This window comes from Hydrogenophaga sp. (assembly GCF_050250835.1).
Lineage (GTDB): Bacteria > Pseudomonadota > Gammaproteobacteria > Burkholderiales > Burkholderiaceae_C > Hydrogenophaga.
Genome location: NZ_JBFWNX010000001.1, coordinates 25,855 through 43,302 on the forward strand (window position 1 = coordinate 25,855; position 17,448 = coordinate 43,302).

Sequence of the window (17,448 nt, forward strand, 5' to 3'; positions counted from 1 at the left end):
GCGGCAGGGCTCAGGGCGCGTAGCCGAAATCGGCACCCAGGCGCGCGCGCATGTGCTCGGCGCCCTCTTCCTGCCACGAGGCCTTGGCCGGCAGGGTCAGCGACACCGCGCGCACCATGAAGAGTTCGGGGTCGTCGTAGCGCGGCGGGCGCTGCTGGCGTTGCTCCAGATTGCGCACCGCTTCCAGCAACTGGCGCCGCGTCATGGCGATGCCGGTGTCGCTGATGCCCAGGTGCTCCCGGCTGCGGTCATAAATGGGCGCAACGCCCGACTGGCAGGCGGCGTCCTGCACCCACAGACCCGGCAAGCCAGAGAACCAGGTCTTGGTCTGTGCGTCGTAGTTGAACTGGAAACCGGTCTCCAGGTTGAATTTGGTCCAGTACTTGGCGAAGGGCACGCTCACCGGGCGAGGTGCAAACGCGTGTTCGCTGGCGTGGCCGGTCTCGCGGCCGGCATGGCCTTCCTCGAACAGCTTGCGGGTCTTTTCGTACAACGGCTGCGAGGGGTGGTACGAGAACATGATGCACAGGGTGTTCTCATCGTCCAGCGGCACCCAGGCGTGGCCGCTGAGTTCCGGATACTTGGACTGCGGCGGCACCAGCGTGTAGAACGGCAGCAGGAACTGGTTGACGCGCCAGTACCAGGTGTCTTCGTCGAGCACGCGGCGCGAGGCGATGCTCATGCCCTGGTCGCCGCGCTGGCATTCGAACACCGGGCGCAGGTCCTTCTTGGCCACCCAGTCGTTGATGGCGCCTTGCGAGTCGATGCGGCCATGCAGGATGGCGGCGTGCGCGGAGTCGATCTCGCCTTCCACCGCCTGCAGCCAGTTGCATTCCTGCACGCGAAAGCTCACATGCACGTTCTCCTGCGGCACCATGTTCCATTCGAGCGATGGCAGTGCAGGCGGCGATTCCCGATCCGGCCCCATGTAGGCCCACACGACCCCATTGCGCTCCTGGCATGGGTAGTTCTTGATGCGCGTCTTGGCCTTGAGGCGGCTGTCTGGTGGCTCGGCGGGCATGTCCACCACTTCGCCGTTCACATCGAATTTCCAGCCGTGGTAGACGCAGCGCAGGCCACAATCTTCATTGCGGCCAAACACCAGCGGCGCGCCCCGGTGCGGGCAGGCATGGTCCACCAGGCCGATGCGACCTTCGCTGTCGCGAAACGCCAGCAGGTCTTCGCCCAGCAGGCGCACGCGCACCGGCTGGCCATTCACCTCCAGATCGGTCGAGGGCAGGAAGGGCAGCCAGTAAAGCCGCATGAGCTTGCCCATGGGCGCGTCGGCGCCCACGCGCACCAGGAGTTCGTTGTCTTCGCGGGAAAGCATGGTGGGTCTCCAGTCAGGGTGTTGTTGTGCAGGGCGTCGCCGCCTGCGCCTGCAACAGGCCGGCGCAGGGGGGCGGGAATCAGGAGGGTTTGCCGAGGCTGGGCAAGTCGATGCGGCGGATCAGCCGCGTCTCCTGCGCCACGATCAGGTGCTCGGAGGCCGAGAGATAGGCGCCGAAGTCGGGGTGGGTGTCGCGGGCGAGGCAGCGCCGCTCATAGTCGGTCATGTCGTCGTAACCCCAGAGATGCACCACCTGGTTCAGCGGCCCGACCACGCTCGAATAAAAAGCCAGCGGCGTTCCCAGGGTCTTGAGCAAGATCGGCATGGCCAGGCGGTCGAACACGTCCAGGAACTCCGGCATCTTGCGAAGTTTGATGGTGTAGATGCGGTGGTCGACCAGCGCCTTAGACGGCAACAGCATGCGCTTCCTCCTGGATGACGGCCGTTTCCAGCCCGGGTTCGAGACCGGCCATGAAACGACCGGTGAGGTAGCCGAAAGTCAGGATCGGCCCGAGCGTGATGCCAGCGCCGGGATAGTTGCCGCCCATCACGCTGGCGCGGTCGTTGCCCACGGCGAACAGGCCACGAATGGGCCCGCCTTGCGCACCCAGCACACGGCCGGCCACGTCGGTGGTGATGCCGTCGAAACTGCCGAGGTCGCCCACCAGCAGCTTGAGCGCGTAGTAGGGGCCATCGCCGATGGGTGCCACGCAAGGGTTGGGCTTTTGCTCGGGATCGGCCAGGTAGCGGTTGAACGAGGTGCGGCCACGGCCAAATTCGGGATCTTCGCCGCGCACAGCACCTTCGTTGTACTTCTTCACGGTGGCCTCAAGCCCCGCAGGATCAAGGCCCGCGTTCTGCGCCAGCTCGGCCAGCGTGCGACCCTTGCTGAGGTAGCCGTTGCGCACGAAGCCGCCCAGCGGCATGGGCGCGGGTTTGGCGTAGCCCAGGCCGTACTTGCTGATGGTGGCCTGGTCGCAGATCAGCCACATGGCGGTCTCGCGATCGTTTTTGCAGGCCTCGATCATCGCGGCGCCCACATCGTGGTACGAGTTCGATTCGTTGGTGAAGCGCCGGCCGTTGCGCAGCACACCGATGATGCCGGGCTTGTAGCGGTCCAGCAGGTGAGGGAAGGCGCCGAAGGTGCCGTCCTTGCGCGGCACCTTGGAGGTGGGCATCCAGGCCGCGGCCGAGGTGAAGCGGATCGGCACCGTGCCGCCCACCTGCTCAGCCATGCGCGAGCCGTCACCCGTGTTGTCGGTGGGCACGGGCGAAAAATGCTCGCCACCGCGCCGCAGGTGCGGGTAGGCGCGCTGAATTCGCTCCAGATCGTGCGCAAAGCCGCCCGCTGCCAGCACCACGCCCTTGCGCGCGCGGATGATGCGTTCGCCATCGGGGCCGGCCACGCGCGCGCCGACCACACGGCCATCCTCCACCAGCAGCTCGCGCGCCGGTGTGGAGGTGTGAATCGGAATCTTCAGGTCCAGCGCCGATTTCGCCAGCCGCGCCGCCAGCGCGTTGCCACTGGTCACCAGCACACCGCGCCGGTACAGCACCAGTTCCTTGATGTGTGTGAGCAGCCGCTTGCACACATACATCGCCGACTTCAACGACTTGGTGGCATTGAAGAAGTGCTTGAGGTCGGCGTTGGACGAGTTGAACATCATCCCGATGAAGGTGATGGTGGCCAGCGGCGGGCGCAGGCGGTCCATGTCCTTGCCCAGGCCGCGAATGTCGAAGGGTGCGGCCAGGATGGAGCGGCCGATGTCCACGCCGCCATCCACATCGGGGTGGTAGTCGGGGTAGAGCGTCGGGATGAACTTGACCTCGGTCTCGCGCTCGAAGAATTCGACCATCTCGGGGCCACGGTCCACGAAAGCCTCCACCGCGGGCCGATCGAAGAATGACCCGGTCTCGGCGCGCATGTAGCGCATCACCGCTTCGCGGCTGTCGGCAATGCCTGCCTTTCGCGCTTGCGGGCTGCCGGGAATCCAGAGCACGCCGCCAGAGAACGCGGTGGTGCCGCCGAACACCGGCGCCTTCTCGATGACCACCACGTCCAGCCCGTGGTGTTTGGCGGAGATGGCGGTGGACAGACCGCCCGCCCCTGCGCCGATGACCAGCACGTCGCACTCGGCGGCACGGGCTGAAGTAGATGGATGGCTCATGGAAATCCTCAGGTCTGGGGTTGTGCCGCCGATGCGGCGGCTGCGCCTCGGCGCATTTCGTCAAAGTAGTGCGTCATCGCCGCTTCGGCCGATTCGGCGTCACGCCGGCGAAGGTGCGAGAGGATCTGTTTGCGCACAGGCACCAGGTCGGGCCGGTAGCGCAGCGAGGAATCGGCCTTGAGCACTTGCCGCATGATGTTGGTCAAGGTCTCCGACACCACCACCAGCACCTCGTTGTGCGCGGCGCGCGTGATCAGCCGGAAGAATTCGAGGCTGGCTTCGGCGCGCTGCTCACGTTCCTCGGGTGCCACGAGCTGCTCGATCTGCAGGATGTTGCTCTCGATGGCGTCGAAGTCTTCGTCCGCTCCGTTTTCACAGGCCAGGCGCAGCAGCATGCAGTTGACCAGGCGCCGCGCCTGGTCGAGGTTGCCAGGCTCCATGCGGCCACGCGCGGCCAGCTCGCGCAGCGACTGCGTGAGCATCATGTAGGCGCCCTTGTAGAACACCAGCGAATCCTCGTGGCGACCATGTTCGAACTTGGCCACCTGACCCAGGAACAGCACGTGGTCTCCAGCCAGATGCTCGGCAAATTTGTCGCATTCAAACGTGGCCACGCAGTCGTCGATGATGGGCAGGTTGCGGTGACCCTGGTGCCAGGCCACGCCTTCGAACTTGTCGACGATCTGACCACTGGCAAAACGGCCTGAAAGATCCTTCTGGTCTTCTGCCAGGATGTTGATGGCAAAGGCCCCCGCCTGCTGGAAAGCTTCCAGGCTCTTGCTGTTGATGCGAAGGCCCCAGGACACCAGCGGCGGCTCCAGCGAAACGGAGCTGAAGGAATTGCAGGTGAGGCCGACCGGCCGACCATCGGTGCCGGTGGTGGTGATGATCGCGACGCCGGTGGGGAAGCTGCCCAATGCGTTGCGGAAAGCCCGGACATCAAACGCGGGGTTGGCGTCCGAGGCAACGGCGGGTGTGACGGTGACGGGCATGCGGACTCCTGTAAGGGCGCCATCTGGCGGACTGGGCTGATTATGGCGCACCCAAGGTGCATCGTCAATGGTATTACCAATACATTGAAATGCCATCCGCCGACCTGGCCACTCTGGACGATTGATATGAATGGTCAGTCCATTAGCGCTATACTGCGCCGACACTGAACAGAAGGAATACAGCATGACCAGACGCGTTGCCATCGTGGGCACCAGCGCCATCCCGGTCGGGCGTCACCAGACGCGATCGGACGAGCCGCTGCAGGTGCTTGAACAAGAGATCATGAGCAAACTGGTGGTGGACGCGGTGAAGGACGCCGGCGTGGACCGCAAGGACATCCAGAGCCTCATCTTCACCGTGACGCGGCCCTACACGCTGCAGAAGTACTTTCACACCTTCCTGGTGAGCCACCTGCGCCTGCCCTGCACCGGCAACGTGATGGAAGTGATGGGCAACGGCATGACCGCTGCGCTGGCGTTCGACCAGGCCTGCAACGAGATCATGCTGGGCCGCACCGATGTGGCGCTGGCACTGGGCATCAACATGGAAGCGGCAACGCCCTCCATCGACCACGCCATGAGCAGCATGCGCTCGACCGGCGACGTGGATTTCCACGCCACCGCCGGCTTCATCCCGATTTCCTGGTACGCCATGGACGCCATGCGCTACATGCACGACCATGGCGCCACGCGCGAGCAGTTTGGTTCGGTGGCGGTGAAGAACCGCCACCACGCTTCGCTCAATCCGCTGGCGCAATACCGCAAGCCGATCACGCTCGACGAGGTGATGGCACAGCGTCCGATCGTCGAGCCACTGGGCCTGTACGACGTGCCCGGACGCAGCGACGGCGCAGCCTGCCTGGTGCTGGCCACGGAAGAAGTGGCCAAGTCGCTGGGCAAGCCCTATGTGCTGGTGCGCGGTCGCGGTTTCTTCCACGACGGCTCGCATCAGATCAACGAGGTTCCCAACGACATGACCGAGCTGATCGCCGCCAAGCAGGCCTCGGCCACGGCGTACAAGGAAGCCGGCATCAGCGCGGCCGACATCGACTTCGCCGAGTTCTACGCTCCCTGCACCATCGTCGAGATTCTGGTGAGCGAGGCGGTGGGCTTCTTCAAGCGTGGCCAGGGCGCGCCTGGTGCGCTGGAGGGCCAGACCCGCCTGGGTGGGCGCATCCCCATCTCCACTTCGGGCGGCCTCACCTCGCGCGGACACCCCGCCTACGTCACCTCGCTCTACAACATGGTCGAGGTTGCCGACCAGTTGCGCGGACGTGCCGGTGAACGGCAGGTGGCCAACGCCCGTCTCGGGTTGGCCACCGGCGAACTCGGCAACTACAACGCCGCTCTGATTCACGTGCTGGAGGCCGTACGATGACACTCGACCTGATCCCCGTCGCCCGCAAGCGCGCCTACCCGCCGCGGGTCTCCGCCTTCACCCAGCCTTTCTGGGAAGGGCTCTCGCAGGGCAAATGGCAGTCCACCTGCTGCCAGGCCTGCGGCAAATTCACCTTTCCGCCCAAAAAGATCTGCCCGCACTGTTGGTCTGAAGACATGGTGTGGAAGGACCTGAGCGCACGCGGCACGCTGTATTCGTGGACGCGCATCCACGCCGCTCCCAAGGTGTTCGCCGATGAATCCCCATACGCGGTGTGCGTGGTGGACCTCGACATCGGCCTGCGCATTGCCACGCGAATGGTGGAGCGCGAAGGCGTCGAATTCCAGCCTGGCATACCGATGGAACTGGTGGTTCTTCAATACGAAGACGGCCCCCTGTTTGCCTCGCGTCCCGCCTGACCCCCCCATTTTCCCAACGGAGACCACCGATGTTCTACGAACTGCGCACCTACACCTGTCTGCCCGGCAAGATGCCCATCGTCCTCAAGCGTTTCGAAAACGCCACGCTCGGCCTGTTCAAGAAGCATGGCATGAAGGCCGGCCCGCTGTTCACCGTGGCCGTGGGCGACGACAACCTGCAGATCAAGTACATCCTGGAATGGGAATCGCACGCCCAGCGCGACAAGGCCTGGACGGACTTTCGCAACGACCCCGACTGGGCCAAGGCCCTGGCGGAAAGCGAGAAGGACGGACCTGTGGTGGCCAAGATCAGCAACGAGCTGCTCATGGCCGTGCCCTTCTCGTTGAAGTAGGCCCAGAGCCGCTTCGCGCCTGCGGCGCAAAGTTCGACCGGCCGGTCGGTAAAATGCGAGCATCGTTCACTTCGAATACACGCATGAACAACGCACCCGCCTCCGCGCTTGGTTTTGCCCCGATCACGCCGCAACGCGCCTTCGAGGAGATCGCCAACCAGATCCGCGAGCTGGTGGCCAGCGGCAAGCTCAAGCCCGGAGACCGCTTGCCCGCCGAGCGGGAGCTTTCCGCCAAGTTCAACGTGAGCCGCAACACCCTGCGCGAGGCACTGCGGGCGCTGGAGCTCTCGGGCATGATCGAATTGCGCAAGGGCGCCACCGGCGGCGCCTTCGTCCTGCCCGGCAGTTCGGGCGTGATCGTCAACGGACTGCGCGACCTCTACCACCTGGGCGCCATCACACCGCAGCACCTGACCGAGGCGCGCACCTGGATCAGCGGGATCGTGGTTCGGGTGGCCTGCGAGCGCCTCACCGAGGAAGACCTCCAGCGGCTGGAAGCCAACGTGGCCGCCGCCGCGCAGGCCCAGAAAGCGGGCAACTTCGAGGAACGCGCCGAACTGCACCGGCAGTTTCACATCATCCTGGCTGAGGCCACGCGCAACCCCATCATCCTGATTGCTGTGGAGGGCATGAGCGAACTCATGCGCCAGTTCATCAAGGCCATCGGTCCGAGCGAAAACGCCTACACCCTGCCCTCGCGGCGGCGCCTGCTCAAGCACTTGCGCGACCGCGATGCCGATGCCGCCGAACAGGAAATGACCAAGTTCCTCGAACGCCTGGAGATCAAGTACCTCGATCTCTGGAACTCCCGCACCAAGAACTGAGACCTTAGGTCCGGGCTTTCTCCTGCGCCGCAAAACGCCCGGCGCGTCGCCCGGAAGTGACGGCCCACCCGATGTGGTGACCATTGCCGGCGAGCAGGGCGCCGCCCTGGCCCACGGCGCCTGCGGCATAGAGCCTTGGAATCACAGTGCCGTCTTCGCGCAGCACCTGGTGGTTCAGGTTCACCGCCAGACCCCCGTCGGTGATGACGATGCGGCTCTCCAGCGGTCCCAGCGCATAGAAGGGGCCCTGCTGCACACGGCGGTTATCGTCGGCGGGCAGCGCCGCGTTGTGGCTGCCGATCGCGGCCTGCAAGGCGCTGACGGGCAAGCCCGCGCTGAGGGCCAGTGCCTCAAGAGATTCGGCACGGTGGTACAGGTCCCGGCGGTGGCGCCGGTAGTCCGGCAGGTAGGCAAAGGCCACGCCCGGCGCGGTGGACACGTAGTGCGGCGGCCCGGAGAACATCGTGGCCACGCGTTGGTCAAACAACAGCCAGGCATGGCCACCGGGCTGCTGCGCAATGGCCAGACCCGGTTGCACGAGTTCGTCCACAAAACGCTGTCCCTCGCGGTTGACCAGCACCGCACCTGCGCGCAGCAGGGATGCCTCTGGCCCCAGGGAGGCCGTCATGAACGACATCACGAAGGGGCGGAACAGCGAGGCTGGCAGCCGGTTCAGCGCCCACTGCATGAGTTTGCCGAGCAGCCAGGATGGCGGCAGGCGCCGCACCAGGCTGGGCCGCACAGGCTCCATGAAACGGAGGCCAGGACCATAGACCACGTCGCCATTGACCACGCGCGCGCCCAGCGCTTCGCCGAGCTTGTGGCCGTCACCGGTGGCGGTGGGGTTGATCGCCGCGATGTTCGCCAGCTCGGGCCGAAAACGCTGCTTGAGTTCAGGGTCGTTGCTGTAGTCGCCCGAGGCCAGCACCACGCCTGAACGCGCTTCGATCTCCACCGGCTGCCCGTCGATGCGCGCCAGCACGCCGCGCACGACGCCGTCGCTCGATCGCAGGATTTCCAGGACCGGAGCATCCAGCCGCACATCCACACCGCGGGCCTTCGCCGCCCGGTTCAGATAGTAGGGATAGGCGCGCGAATTGGGCAGCACGTTGTGCATGCGCGGATGGCGGTGCGGCGGGTCGGCCGTGGGGCCGTAAAAGCTCAGGCCGAGCGACATCAGCCACTCCAGCGACTCGGCAGCGTGGTCCACCAGCAAGCGGCGAAGCGCCAGGTTGTCCTGGCCGGCGAACGGACCCATGAAATGGTCCATGTCGGCGAAGTGCTCGTCGGGCGTGTCCACGACGCCAGCCCGCTTTTGCAGGCTGGAGCCCGCCGCGTTGATCGACCCCACTGAAAGGCGACTGCTGCCGCCCGGCATGGGGTTCTTTTCCAGCACGACGACGCGCACGCCGCAGTCGGCGGCCTCAATGGCAGCCGACAGGCCGGACGCGCCGGCCCCGACAATGACGACGTCGCAGTGGAGCGTCACTCTGCTTTCAATCCAGTCTTGCTGATCAGATCGCTCCACCTCGCCGACTCGGCCCGCGTGATCTCGTTGAAAGCCGCAGGCGTGCTGTGGGTGGCCGAGGCGCCGACGCCGGCGTACTTCTCCTTGATCTCGGGCATGGCCAGCACTTTGGCCAGCGCGTCGTTGAGTTTGGCGATGTGGGCCGGCGGCGTGCCGGCCGGTGCAAACAGGCCGAACCAGACCTCCGCCGAATAGCCAGGCACGGTGTCCGATATCTGCTTCACACCTGGCAGCAGCGGCGCCGGCTTGGACGAAGCCACGCCCAGTAGCTTGAGCTGGCGCTCCTTGACCGCACCCATCATCGAAGGCGACGGCGTGGTGATCAACAGCTTGACCTCTCCCGTGCGCAGCGCCATGGTCATGGGCGCTTCACCCTTGTAGGGAATGTGGACCATGTTCAGGCCCGTGGCCTGCGAGAAAAGTGCCGTGGCCATGTGGCCGAAAGACGCGGTGCCCGCCGAGCCGTACTCGATACCGGCAGGACGCGACTTGATGTACTCGATGAACTCGGGCACGGTGTTGGCGGGAATCTCGTTGTTGACCACCAGCACCATGGGCGATGTCGTCACCAGCGACACGGCGGTGAAGTTCTTGAGCGCGTCGTAGCCCGCCTGTTTGTTCAGATGCGGGGTGATCACAAAACCGTTGTTGACGAACACCAGGGTGTGTCCGTCGGGTGCGGAGGTGGCGGCCGCCTGGGTGCCAATGGCGCCGGAAGCGCCCGGTCGGTTGTCCACGATGATGGGCTGGCCCAGCAGTTTGCCCAGCGGTTCGGCCATGGCACGGATCTGGAAGTCAGAAAGACCGCCAGCCGGGTACGGCACGATCACTCGGACCGGTTTGCTGGGAAAGCTGGCCTGAGCCAGGACGGTGCCGCTGGTCAACAGGGCGGCGGCAACGGCCATCAGGGCGCGCCGGGTGTGATTCATGTTCATTCCAGTGAGATCAAAAGAAGGAGGGCCGCTACGTCGAGCGGCCCCTGCCAGATGGATGCAACGGAAGCAAGGCGCCCGTTACCTTACTTCAGCTCCTTGCCAGCGTGTTCGCCTTCGAGGAACTTGTTGGGTTTCAGAAAAAAGGAGATCACCAACGCGCCATTGGGCGAACGCGCCAGGTGGCGGTTGCCCTTGGGCCGCCACACGTAGTCGCCTTCACGCACCTCGCCTTCGTCGTCCACGATGCTCCCCGAGAGCACGTAGGTCTGCTCAATCTCCACGTGTTCGTGCAGCGGCAGTTGCGTGCCGGGTTGCCAGCGAAACAGCGCAGTGAGCAGGCCACTGCTCTCGTCCTGCATCAGCACCTTCATGTCGATGCCGGGCGTGGGCGTGGGCTTCCAGGGAATGCTCTGCACGTCCACGTAACGCGACTCGTCATCGCCCAGCTTTTCGTGCTGCGGATGGAAGGGCGTGATGGCGTTCATGGTGATCAGGCCTTGGCTTCGTATTGGGCCAGCAATTCCTTGAAGCCGAACACCTTGGCGGCGTTCATGCCCAGCACCTTGACGCGGCTGGCTTCGCTGATGCCACCCATCTGGCGTTCGATGGCCTGGGCCGAATGCGGCCAGGTGCCTTCGTGGTGCGGGTAGTCGTTGGCCCACATGAAGTTGTCCTGCAGGCCATGCTCTTCCATCAGCGCCAGGCCGGCGCGGTCTTCACCGAAGGTGGCGAAACCCTTGGCCTTGAAGAAGTCCGACGGCAGCGCCTTGAGCTTGGGCTTGACCCAGAAGTGGTGCTTCAGGTAAGCCTCGTCCATCGCGTCCAGCATCCATGGCACCCAGCCGATGCCGGCTTCGACGCTGCCGAACTTCAGCTCAGGGTGGCGCTCGGCCACGCCCGAGGCGCAGATGTTGACCAGCGGCTCCAGCGTGGGCGAAAGCGAGTGAACCACGTAGTTCACCACCGCACCGCCCAGGCCACGCGTGGTGCGCGGGTCCTTGCCGGTGGACACGTGGAAAGTCACGGGCACGTCGGCCTCCGTGAAGCGCGCCCACATCGGGTCGAACTCGACCTTGTTGTAGTTGAGCTCGTTGGTCTTGGGCGGGCCGAACAGCGGCTTGCAGGGAAGCGTGAAATGCCGGAAGCCGAGCTTGAGGCAGCGGTCGATTTCCTTCAGGGTGGCCTCGATGTTGCCCGTGGCCAGAGCGGCGGCAGGGGACAGGCGGTCGAAGTGTGCGCCGAAGGTTTCATGCGCCCAGGTGTTGTAGACCTCAACCTGAGCGTGCGCGAAATCGGGGTCGAACGTGTACCACATGCCCAGGCCCTTGCCCGGAAAAATGATCTCGCCGTCGATGCCGTCCATGTCCAGGTCCTTGATGCGCTGGTCGACGGACGGACCCTTCTCGGTGGCGGTCGCGCCGGCCTTGGAACGCGCCAGGTCTTCCCCTTCGAGACGCGCCAGCACCAGGCGGTCAGGCTGCTCGGACGCTTCCATCTTGCGCCACTGGATGCCTTTCTCGTCGATCCACATCTTGGGCAGGCGGTCCTTGTACTTGGCGTCGATGCGCTCGGCCCAAAGGTTGCCCGGCTCGTTGGCGTGGGTGTCCGAAGAGATCATCAGGTACTTGTTGGGGGCGCCGGGCTGCGGCGACTTCTCCCATCCGGTGGCGCCGGGGGTGTTCAGGCGCCACTGGTTGGCTTCGTTGACGACGATTTCGCTCATGGTGGATGGTCCTCGTGGTGATTGATCGGGCATTCGTATTTGAATGGTATGACCATTATATGGCCCGAAAACCCCTTGTCAAGCAATCCACGCGGGCGCAGCAACACCGAGCCCGCTCGCCGGGGGAAGCAGGGGAAACGGGGCGACCGATGTCGCCCGCCGTCAGCGCGCGGCGGCGCGGGTAGCTGGCTTGACCGGCCTGGTGTCGGACTTCGCCGCGGGCTTGGCGCGAGCCTTGCCCAGGGGCAGCGAGTCCTTGGCCACGGCGGCCACGGTGCGCCCGGGTCGCAGCACCTCGATGGGGTCGGCGTCCATGCCCTGGTGGACCACCGAGAGGTACTCGTTCATGAGCTTGATGGCCGTGTCCGCATCGCGAGCCCGCATGGCCTTGAGGATGCGCTTGCGCACGGAGACCAGCTCGGGGCGCGCCACGCGGCCGGTGCGGTCGATCACCACCCGGATGATGTCGCTGAGCGAGTCCACCAGCATCATCAGCACCTCATTTCGGGTGGCCTTGGCGATGAGGCGGAAGAACATCACGCCGGCGTTGGCCCGGTGCAGGATGTCCTCGCTGCTTTCGATGAAGGCGATGTTGTCCTCGATGGCCTGGAAGTCTTCCTCCGTGGCCCGCTCGCAGGCCAGGCGCATCACCATCCCGTTGATGAGCACGCGGGCCTCGGCCAGGCTGCGCAGCGTCACGCGGCCGAGGAACATCAGGTCTTGCAGGGATTGCGTGAGCATGGCGGGGTTGCCGTCGCGGATGAAGGTACCGCCCTTCACACCCTTCTGCAGCGACACCACACCGGAGATTTCCAGCGTGCGCAAGGCTTCGCGCACCGCGGGCCGGCTGACCTTGAATTCCAGCGCCAGATCGCGTTCGGCCGGCAACTTGTCGCCCGGCTTGAGCGCGCCCGAGCTCAGGCGGTTGCGGATCTGTTCGCAGATCTCCTCGAATACCCTGCGGGTCTTGATTTGCTGGAAAGCGAGATCCTGCGTCGGCTCCATGAATTCTTCCTCTCTGTTCGCTCTGCCGCAGGCTTGCGGACAGTGGGCGAAAGCATATCAGCAAGGGTTTTGAGGTCAGGCCGATTTCCGGCCTGCACGGCAACTTCCTTAAATGGACTTACCATTACAGCATTTCACCGGGTCTTCGACCATCTCCAGAACCCTCGAACCGCCTTCTGTACACAAGGAATCTGCATGGCATCCACCCATTCCCCGCGCATCGTCCACAACCCACAGGGACGCGTGCTCGTCTTCGACTCCGCCACCTACGTGGAGTCCTACGTGGCCGCCGAACCCGCCACCGCGAACGACGTCGTGGTCAACGCGTCGTACAGCGGCGTGCTGTGCGCGCGCATGGTCATGTCCGCCAAGCCTTGCGCGGTGATCGGGCTCGACTGCGCCATCGGCAAGGACGGCGCCGGCATCGCCGGTCTCTGGTACTACGAAGCGCTGGGCGTGCCCGCAGCGGCGGTGGACGTGATGACCGCCGAGATGGGCAACGGCAGTGACCTCTACGACAACGGCATCGTCAGCCGCGTGAACGACGCGGCGCAGGCGCTGGGCATCGAGCCGGGCATGAAGGCCAGCGACGCCGCTCGCTTCCTGCAGACCGGCGAGAAGAAGCCTGCGGTGTTCGAGCCCACTCGCCGCCGGGTGATCCACACCGCCGCCAGTGGCCGCAGCATCGTGTGCACCGATTCCATTGCCTATGCCCTGCCCGAAGACAAGAACCGCAACGTGCTTTGCACGGCTGGCCACACCGGCCGCAGCGTGGTGGGCTATTTCCGCGACTACCGCCCCTGGGCCTTCATATGCTCCGATGGTGGCGTGGGCAAGAACAATTCGGGCCTGTCCGCACTGGAAGCCGTCGAACCCGACGGCATCCCCGGCGCTTCAGTGAGCGCGCTGACCGCCCGCATGGGCGATGGACAGAGCACCTACTTCGACGGCGTGATCAGCGCCTGCAACCAGCCGGCGCGCGACAAGGGTGTGCGGGTTGGCCAGAGCGCGAAGGAGGCAGCGCTGCTGCTGCTGGAGTGAGCTCACCCGTGGCAGTCGCCAGTCCCCCCGCGAAAGAAGTGCAGCCAGCTGCCACCAGCGCCCTGCTGCTGGTGGCGATGATGATCGGCACGTTGTTCAACCTGTTCCATCCCCACCCTGGTGCGGTGGCGCTGGTGGGGGTGGCCGCAGTCGCGTTCCTGGTGAGAGAACGTGCTCGCCTGCCGCCCAGCATCCGCCGCGTCGCGCTGGTCCTGGGCGCCGTCACGCTGTTGCTGCTGCCCTTCGCGGCGGCGCCCGGTCAAAGCCTGAGCAAGGGCGTGGCCATCGGTGGCCTGATGGCCTCCATCATTTCCTCCGTGACGCTGATGGCACGTGCCGCACTCGCCGCGCCGCAGACCGGCGTGGTGGCACGCCACCTGCTGGCCACCGGCATGCGCAGCCGCTACCTGCTGGTCTCGCTGGCCTGCCAACTCTTCGGCGGCCTGATGGGCCTGGCCGGTGTGAGCATGCTGATGGACATGGCCAGCAAAGGTGAAGTCCAGGCAGAGGAAGATCGCCTGTCGATGCTGGCCGCCATCATGCGAAGCTTCGCGGCGGCCACCATGTGGAGCCCCATGTTCAGCAACGTCACCATCCTGCTGGCGCTCTACCCAGGGCTGTCGTGGGCCACGGTGGTGCCGCTGTGCCTGGCGATGGCAGCGGCCTCCATCGTGCTGGGTACGCTGCTGGAGATGCGGAGACTGCGCCACCGCACCCTGTCGCCGCCTGTGCCCATGGCGCGCGCGCCACTCTACCGCGCGCTGCTGCCCATGCTGGCGGCCATGGCGCTCTTTCTGGCCGCGGTGATCGCACTCGCCCATGCGCTGCAGGTGGCGGTGGTCGCAGGCATCGTGCTGCTCATTCCCCTTGCAGTGCTCGTGTTGCATGCTCTGCAGGCCCAGGGCCCGAAACGCCTGGCGCAGGCCCGCCAGCGCCTGCACGAGGACTACCTCAAGCTGCCGGCGCTCGCTGGCGAGGTGGCCCTGTTCATGGCGGCCGGCTGCGGTGGCACGGTGATCGCCAGCGTGATCCCGGACGCCTGGACCACCGCCATCGGCGCCGTGCTGGCGACGTCTCCCTTCCTGGCCTGCTTCGCGCTGATCGCCCTCGTCATCGGCCTGGCGTTTCTCGCCGTGCACCCGGTGCTCACTGTGGTGCTGGTGGGCACGGCCTTGCCGCCTGCCATGGTCGGGCTGCCCGTCACGGTCCACATGTCGACCATCCTGGTGGCCTGGGGCGTGGCCAGCTACGCCACGCCGTTCTCCATGATCGCGCTCATGGCACACCGCTATTCCGGCTACTCGGTGACCACCGTCACCGTGAACCTCAACCGTGGCTTTGCCGTGATCTACCTCGGCCTGGCCACACTCTTCCTCGGTACCATCGCCACGGTCCTGCGTGGCCATGGCTGACCACTTGCCTCTTGAAAGGACTCCACCCATGACCACTTCTTCCACCGCCAGCGGGCCTTTGGCCGGCCTTCGTGTCGTCGAGTTCGCCGGTATCGGCCCCGGGCCGTTCGCCTGCATGCTGCTCTCCGACATGGGCGCCGACGTGGTGACCATCGACCGACCGACCCGCAAGCTGGGCGACCACAACAACATCACCGGGCGCGGCCGCAGCGTGGTGCTGGCCGACCTGAAAGACCCTGCCGCGCGCGAAGACGTCATGGCCCTGCTGGAACAGGCTGACGTGCTGGTGGAGGGCTTTCGCCCGGGTGTGATGGAACGCCTGGGCTTCGGTCCCGACGTGGTGGCCGCGCGCAACCCGCGCCTGGTGTATGGCCGCATGACTGGCTGGGGCCAGCACGGCCCGCTGGCCCAGGCCGCAGGCCACGATCTCAACTACATCTCGATCGCAGGTGCGCTGCACGCCATCGGTCCGGCCGGCGGCGCGCCGGTGCCACCGCTGAACCTGGTGGGCGACTACGGCGGTGGCAGCCTGTACCTCATCGTCGGCATCCTGGCGGCGCTGCATGAAGCCCGGCGCTCCGGGCGGGGCCAGGTGGTGGATGCCGCCATGAGCGATGGCGTGATCTCGCTCATGAGCAACTTCGTGTCGCACGCCCGACGCGGTCTCTTCAAGGAAGAGCGCGGCAGCAATGGGCTCGATGGCGGTGCACCCTACTACCGCACCTACGAAACCGCCGACGGCCAGTACATCAGCGTCGGCTCGATCGAACCCCAGTTCTTCAAGGATCTGTGCGAGCGTGTGGGTCTGCCCGCTTCGCTGCACGGCTCACAGCTCGATCGCACGCGCTGGCCCGAGATGCATGCCGAGTTCGAGCGCATCTTCCGCAGCAAGACGCGCGACGAATGGGTAGCGCAACTCGAAGGCACCGACGTCTGCTTCGCCCCTGTGCTGCCGCTGAGCGAGGTGCCCAGCCATCCGCACAACCTGGCGCGCCAGGCCTTCGTGGACGTGGAGGGCGTGAGCCACCCCGCCCCGGCGCCCCGTTTCTCGCGCACGCCCTCGGCCATCCAGGGGCCCACGCCCGCCACCGCCGTGACCGCGCAGGCGGTGCGAGCGCGCTGGGCGTGAACGCCGAGCCGGTTTCAAGTGCCTCGCTCGATGCCGAGCGCGACAGCACCATCGTGCTGCTGGCCTGCGCCGCCTTCTTCAGCGGCGCGGCCCTGCGCGTGTGCGATGGCCTGATCCCCCGCCTGGCGCGCGACTTCGACATCACCCCCGGCGCGGCAGGCCAGGTGGTCATCAGTTTTGCGGTGGCCTATGGCCTGATGCAGCTCGTCTTCGGCCCGCTCGGCGACCGCTATGGCAAGGCGCGCCTGATGTGCGCCGCCCTGTTCGGCTGCGCTGGCGGCGCCGCCGCTTCGGCACTGGCACCGGGTTTCGACACGCTGGTGTGGGCGCGCATGTTCTGGGGCATGGCCGCCGCCGGCGTGATCCCGCTGGCCATGGCCTGGATCGGCGACAACGTGCCCTACGCCCACCGCCAGGCCACGCTGGCGCGCTTTCTCACCGGAACGCTCTCCGGCATGATGGCTGGCCAGCTGGCCGGCGGCCTCTTCGCCGATCTTTCCGCCGGTTGGCGCGGCGCCTTTTTCACCCTGGCCGCAGGCTTTACCCTGGTGGCCAGTCTGCTGCTGCGGCGGGTGCGCCGCATGCCGGTGCAGCCAGCAACCGCCAGCACGGGGTCGAGCCACTTCGGTCGCAGCCTGTGGTCGGTGCTGCAAGTGCCCTGGGCACGCCGTGTGTTGCTGGCAGTGGGAGCGGAAGGCATCTTCCTGCTCGGTCCCATGGCGTTTCTTCCCACCTACCTGCACGAACGCCACGGCCTCACGCTGGCTGTGGCCTCGGGCCTGATTGCGCTGTACGCGGTGGGCGGCCTGGTCTATGCGGTGAGCGCCCGGCGCATCGTGGCCCGGCTCGGTGAACGGCGCATGGTGCTGGTGGGCGGTGTGCTGGTGGGCGCTGCCTTCCTCGCGCTCTGGCTCTCACCCTGGTGGCTGGCGGCCGGCCCCATCGCGCTGATCATGGGTTTTGGCACTTACCTGTTTCACAACACGCTGCAGACCCATGCGACGCAGATGGCACCGGCTTCGCGCGGCACCGCAGTGGCGCTGTTTGCCTTCTGTCTGTTCGGCGGCCAGGCGCTGGGCGTCACGCTGGCAGGCTGGTCGGTCGACCACCTCGGTTACCCACCGATGCTGGTGGCAGCAGGTGCTGGCCTGCTGATCGCGGGCTGGGCATTTGCCCGCGCACTGCGCCACCGCGGGCCGTCGGCCCACTGA

Annotated in this window: 17 protein-coding genes; 8 read left to right on the forward strand and 9 right to left on the reverse strand. The window is 66.0% G+C overall.

Annotation, left to right across the window (positions count from 1 at the left end; translation table 11 throughout):
• Positions 1–10: 10 nt before the first annotated feature.
• The 4 genes from AB7F11_RS00110 to AB7F11_RS00125 all read right to left on the reverse strand — a co-directional run bounded on the left by AB7F11_RS00110 (position 11) and on the right by AB7F11_RS00125 (position 4,490).
• Positions 11–1,330, reverse strand: a complete 1,320-nt coding sequence (locus AB7F11_RS00110; RefSeq protein ID WP_428288570.1) for a Rieske 2Fe-2S domain-containing protein — start codon at positions 1,328–1,330, stop codon at positions 11–13.
• A gap of 79 nt (positions 1,331–1,409) precedes the next feature.
• Entirely contained in the window at positions 1,410–1,751 is a 342-nt protein-coding gene (locus tag AB7F11_RS00115) for an NIPSNAP family protein (RefSeq protein WP_428288571.1), read from the reverse strand.
• On the reverse strand, positions 1,735–3,498 hold the full coding sequence (locus tag AB7F11_RS00120) for an FAD-dependent oxidoreductase (RefSeq protein WP_428288572.1): 1,764 nt from the start codon (positions 3,496–3,498) through the stop codon (positions 1,735–1,737). Before AB7F11_RS00120 ends, AB7F11_RS00115 begins: the two co-directional genes overlap by 17 nt.
• 8 nt (positions 3,499–3,506) lie before the next feature.
• Entirely contained in the window at positions 3,507–4,490 is a 984-nt protein-coding gene (locus AB7F11_RS00125; protein ID WP_428288573.1) for a flavin reductase, read from the reverse strand.
• Between the two features lie 184 nt (positions 4,491–4,674).
• On the opposite strand from AB7F11_RS00125, the gene AB7F11_RS00130 reads away from it, so the two are divergent.
• From AB7F11_RS00130 to AB7F11_RS00145, 4 genes are all read left to right on the forward strand, one after another.
• Positions 4,675–5,868 (forward strand): thiolase family protein, encoded by a 1,194-nt coding sequence (locus tag AB7F11_RS00130; RefSeq protein WP_428288574.1) that lies wholly within the window; start codon positions 4,675–4,677, stop codon positions 5,866–5,868.
• Complete coding sequence (locus AB7F11_RS00135; protein WP_428288575.1) at positions 5,865–6,287, forward strand: Zn-ribbon domain-containing OB-fold protein; 423 nt, start codon at positions 5,865–5,867, stop codon at positions 6,285–6,287. Before AB7F11_RS00130 ends, AB7F11_RS00135 begins: the two co-directional genes overlap by 4 nt.
• A gap of 29 nt (positions 6,288–6,316) precedes the next feature.
• Complete coding sequence (locus AB7F11_RS00140; RefSeq protein ID WP_428288576.1) at positions 6,317–6,640, forward strand: NIPSNAP family protein; 324 nt, start codon at positions 6,317–6,319, stop codon at positions 6,638–6,640.
• An 83-nt stretch (positions 6,641–6,723) separates the two neighbouring features.
• Entirely contained in the window at positions 6,724–7,464 is a 741-nt protein-coding gene (locus AB7F11_RS00145) for a FadR/GntR family transcriptional regulator (RefSeq protein WP_428288577.1), read from the forward strand.
• A 4-nt stretch (positions 7,465–7,468) separates the two neighbouring features.
• Here AB7F11_RS00145 and AB7F11_RS00150 read toward each other — a convergent pair whose 3' ends face one another.
• The 5 genes from AB7F11_RS00150 to AB7F11_RS00170 all read right to left on the reverse strand — a co-directional run bounded on the left by AB7F11_RS00150 (position 7,469) and on the right by AB7F11_RS00170 (position 12,655).
• The gene (locus tag AB7F11_RS00150) at positions 7,469–8,953 is read right to left on the reverse strand and encodes an FAD-dependent oxidoreductase (protein WP_428288578.1); all 1,485 of its coding nucleotides are present in this window, start codon (positions 8,951–8,953) and stop codon (positions 7,469–7,471) included.
• On the reverse strand, positions 8,950–9,921 hold the full coding sequence (locus tag AB7F11_RS00155) for a Bug family tripartite tricarboxylate transporter substrate binding protein (protein WP_428288579.1): 972 nt from the start codon (positions 9,919–9,921) through the stop codon (positions 8,950–8,952). The genes AB7F11_RS00150 and AB7F11_RS00155 overlap by 4 nt, the downstream gene beginning before the upstream one ends.
• Before the next feature lie 89 nt (positions 9,922–10,010).
• Positions 10,011–10,412 (reverse strand): cupin domain-containing protein, encoded by a 402-nt coding sequence (locus tag AB7F11_RS00160; protein WP_428288580.1) that lies wholly within the window; start codon positions 10,410–10,412, stop codon positions 10,011–10,013.
• Between the two features lie 5 nt (positions 10,413–10,417).
• Positions 10,418–11,650: an amidohydrolase family protein gene (locus AB7F11_RS00165; protein ID WP_428288581.1), complete on the reverse strand. Its 1,233-nt coding sequence runs from the start codon at positions 11,648–11,650 to the stop codon at positions 10,418–10,420.
• A 162-nt stretch (positions 11,651–11,812) separates the two neighbouring features.
• Entirely contained in the window at positions 11,813–12,655 is an 843-nt protein-coding gene (locus AB7F11_RS00170) for a FadR/GntR family transcriptional regulator (RefSeq protein ID WP_428288582.1), read from the reverse strand.
• Positions 12,656–12,850: 195 nt separating this feature from the next.
• On the opposite strand from AB7F11_RS00170, the gene AB7F11_RS00175 reads away from it, so the two are divergent.
• Genes AB7F11_RS00175 through AB7F11_RS00190 form a run of 4 tightly spaced genes read left to right on the forward strand, consistent with a single transcriptional unit; the run spans position 12,851 to position 17,448 of the window.
• Positions 12,851–13,696, forward strand: a complete 846-nt coding sequence (locus tag AB7F11_RS00175) for a hypothetical protein (RefSeq protein WP_428288583.1) — start codon at positions 12,851–12,853, stop codon at positions 13,694–13,696.
• 8 nt (positions 13,697–13,704) lie between these two features.
• Positions 13,705–15,108, forward strand: a complete 1,404-nt coding sequence (locus tag AB7F11_RS00180) for a hypothetical protein (RefSeq protein ID WP_428288584.1) — start codon at positions 13,705–13,707, stop codon at positions 15,106–15,108.
• 28 nt (positions 15,109–15,136) lie between these two features.
• A complete protein-coding gene (locus AB7F11_RS00185) occupies positions 15,137–16,237 on the forward strand; it encodes a CaiB/BaiF CoA transferase family protein (RefSeq protein WP_428288585.1) in 1,101 nt (366 codons plus the stop codon).
• Entirely contained in the window at positions 16,234–17,448 is a 1,215-nt protein-coding gene (locus tag AB7F11_RS00190; RefSeq protein ID WP_428288586.1) for an MFS transporter, read from the forward strand. Before AB7F11_RS00185 ends, AB7F11_RS00190 begins: the two co-directional genes overlap by 4 nt.

Excerpts from the sequence above, each read along its gene's own strand:
- AB7F11_RS00140 (WP_428288576.1), top strand. The coding sequence starts at position 6,317 with ATGTTCTACGAACTGCGCACCTACACCTGTCTGCCCGGCAAGATGCCC.
- AB7F11_RS00160 (WP_428288580.1), bottom strand. The coding sequence starts at position 10,412 with ATGAACGCCATCACGCCCTTCCATCCGCAGCACGAAAAGCTGGGCGAT.
- AB7F11_RS00110 (WP_428288570.1), bottom strand. The coding sequence starts at position 1,330 with ATGCTTTCCCGCGAAGACAACGAACTCCTGGTGCGCGTGGGCGCCGAC.
- AB7F11_RS00120 (WP_428288572.1), bottom strand. The coding sequence starts at position 3,498 with ATGAGCCATCCATCTACTTCAGCCCGTGCCGCCGAGTGCGACGTGCTG.
- AB7F11_RS00175 (WP_428288583.1), top strand. The coding sequence starts at position 12,851 with ATGGCATCCACCCATTCCCCGCGCATCGTCCACAACCCACAGGGACGC.
- AB7F11_RS00135 (WP_428288575.1), top strand. The coding sequence starts at position 5,865 with ATGACACTCGACCTGATCCCCGTCGCCCGCAAGCGCGCCTACCCGCCG.
- AB7F11_RS00145 (WP_428288577.1), top strand. The coding sequence starts at position 6,724 with ATGAACAACGCACCCGCCTCCGCGCTTGGTTTTGCCCCGATCACGCCG.
- AB7F11_RS00130 (WP_428288574.1), top strand. The coding sequence starts at position 4,675 with ATGACCAGACGCGTTGCCATCGTGGGCACCAGCGCCATCCCGGTCGGG.
- AB7F11_RS00115 (WP_428288571.1), bottom strand. The coding sequence starts at position 1,751 with ATGCTGTTGCCGTCTAAGGCGCTGGTCGACCACCGCATCTACACCATC.
- AB7F11_RS00125 (WP_428288573.1), bottom strand. The coding sequence starts at position 4,490 with ATGCCCGTCACCGTCACACCCGCCGTTGCCTCGGACGCCAACCCCGCG.
- AB7F11_RS00155 (WP_428288579.1), bottom strand. The coding sequence starts at position 9,921 with ATGAATCACACCCGGCGCGCCCTGATGGCCGTTGCCGCCGCCCTGTTG.
- AB7F11_RS00165 (WP_428288581.1), bottom strand. The coding sequence starts at position 11,650 with ATGAGCGAAATCGTCGTCAACGAAGCCAACCAGTGGCGCCTGAACACC.
- AB7F11_RS00170 (WP_428288582.1), bottom strand. The coding sequence starts at position 12,655 with ATGGAGCCGACGCAGGATCTCGCTTTCCAGCAAATCAAGACCCGCAGG.
- AB7F11_RS00185 (WP_428288585.1), top strand. The coding sequence starts at position 15,137 with ATGACCACTTCTTCCACCGCCAGCGGGCCTTTGGCCGGCCTTCGTGTC.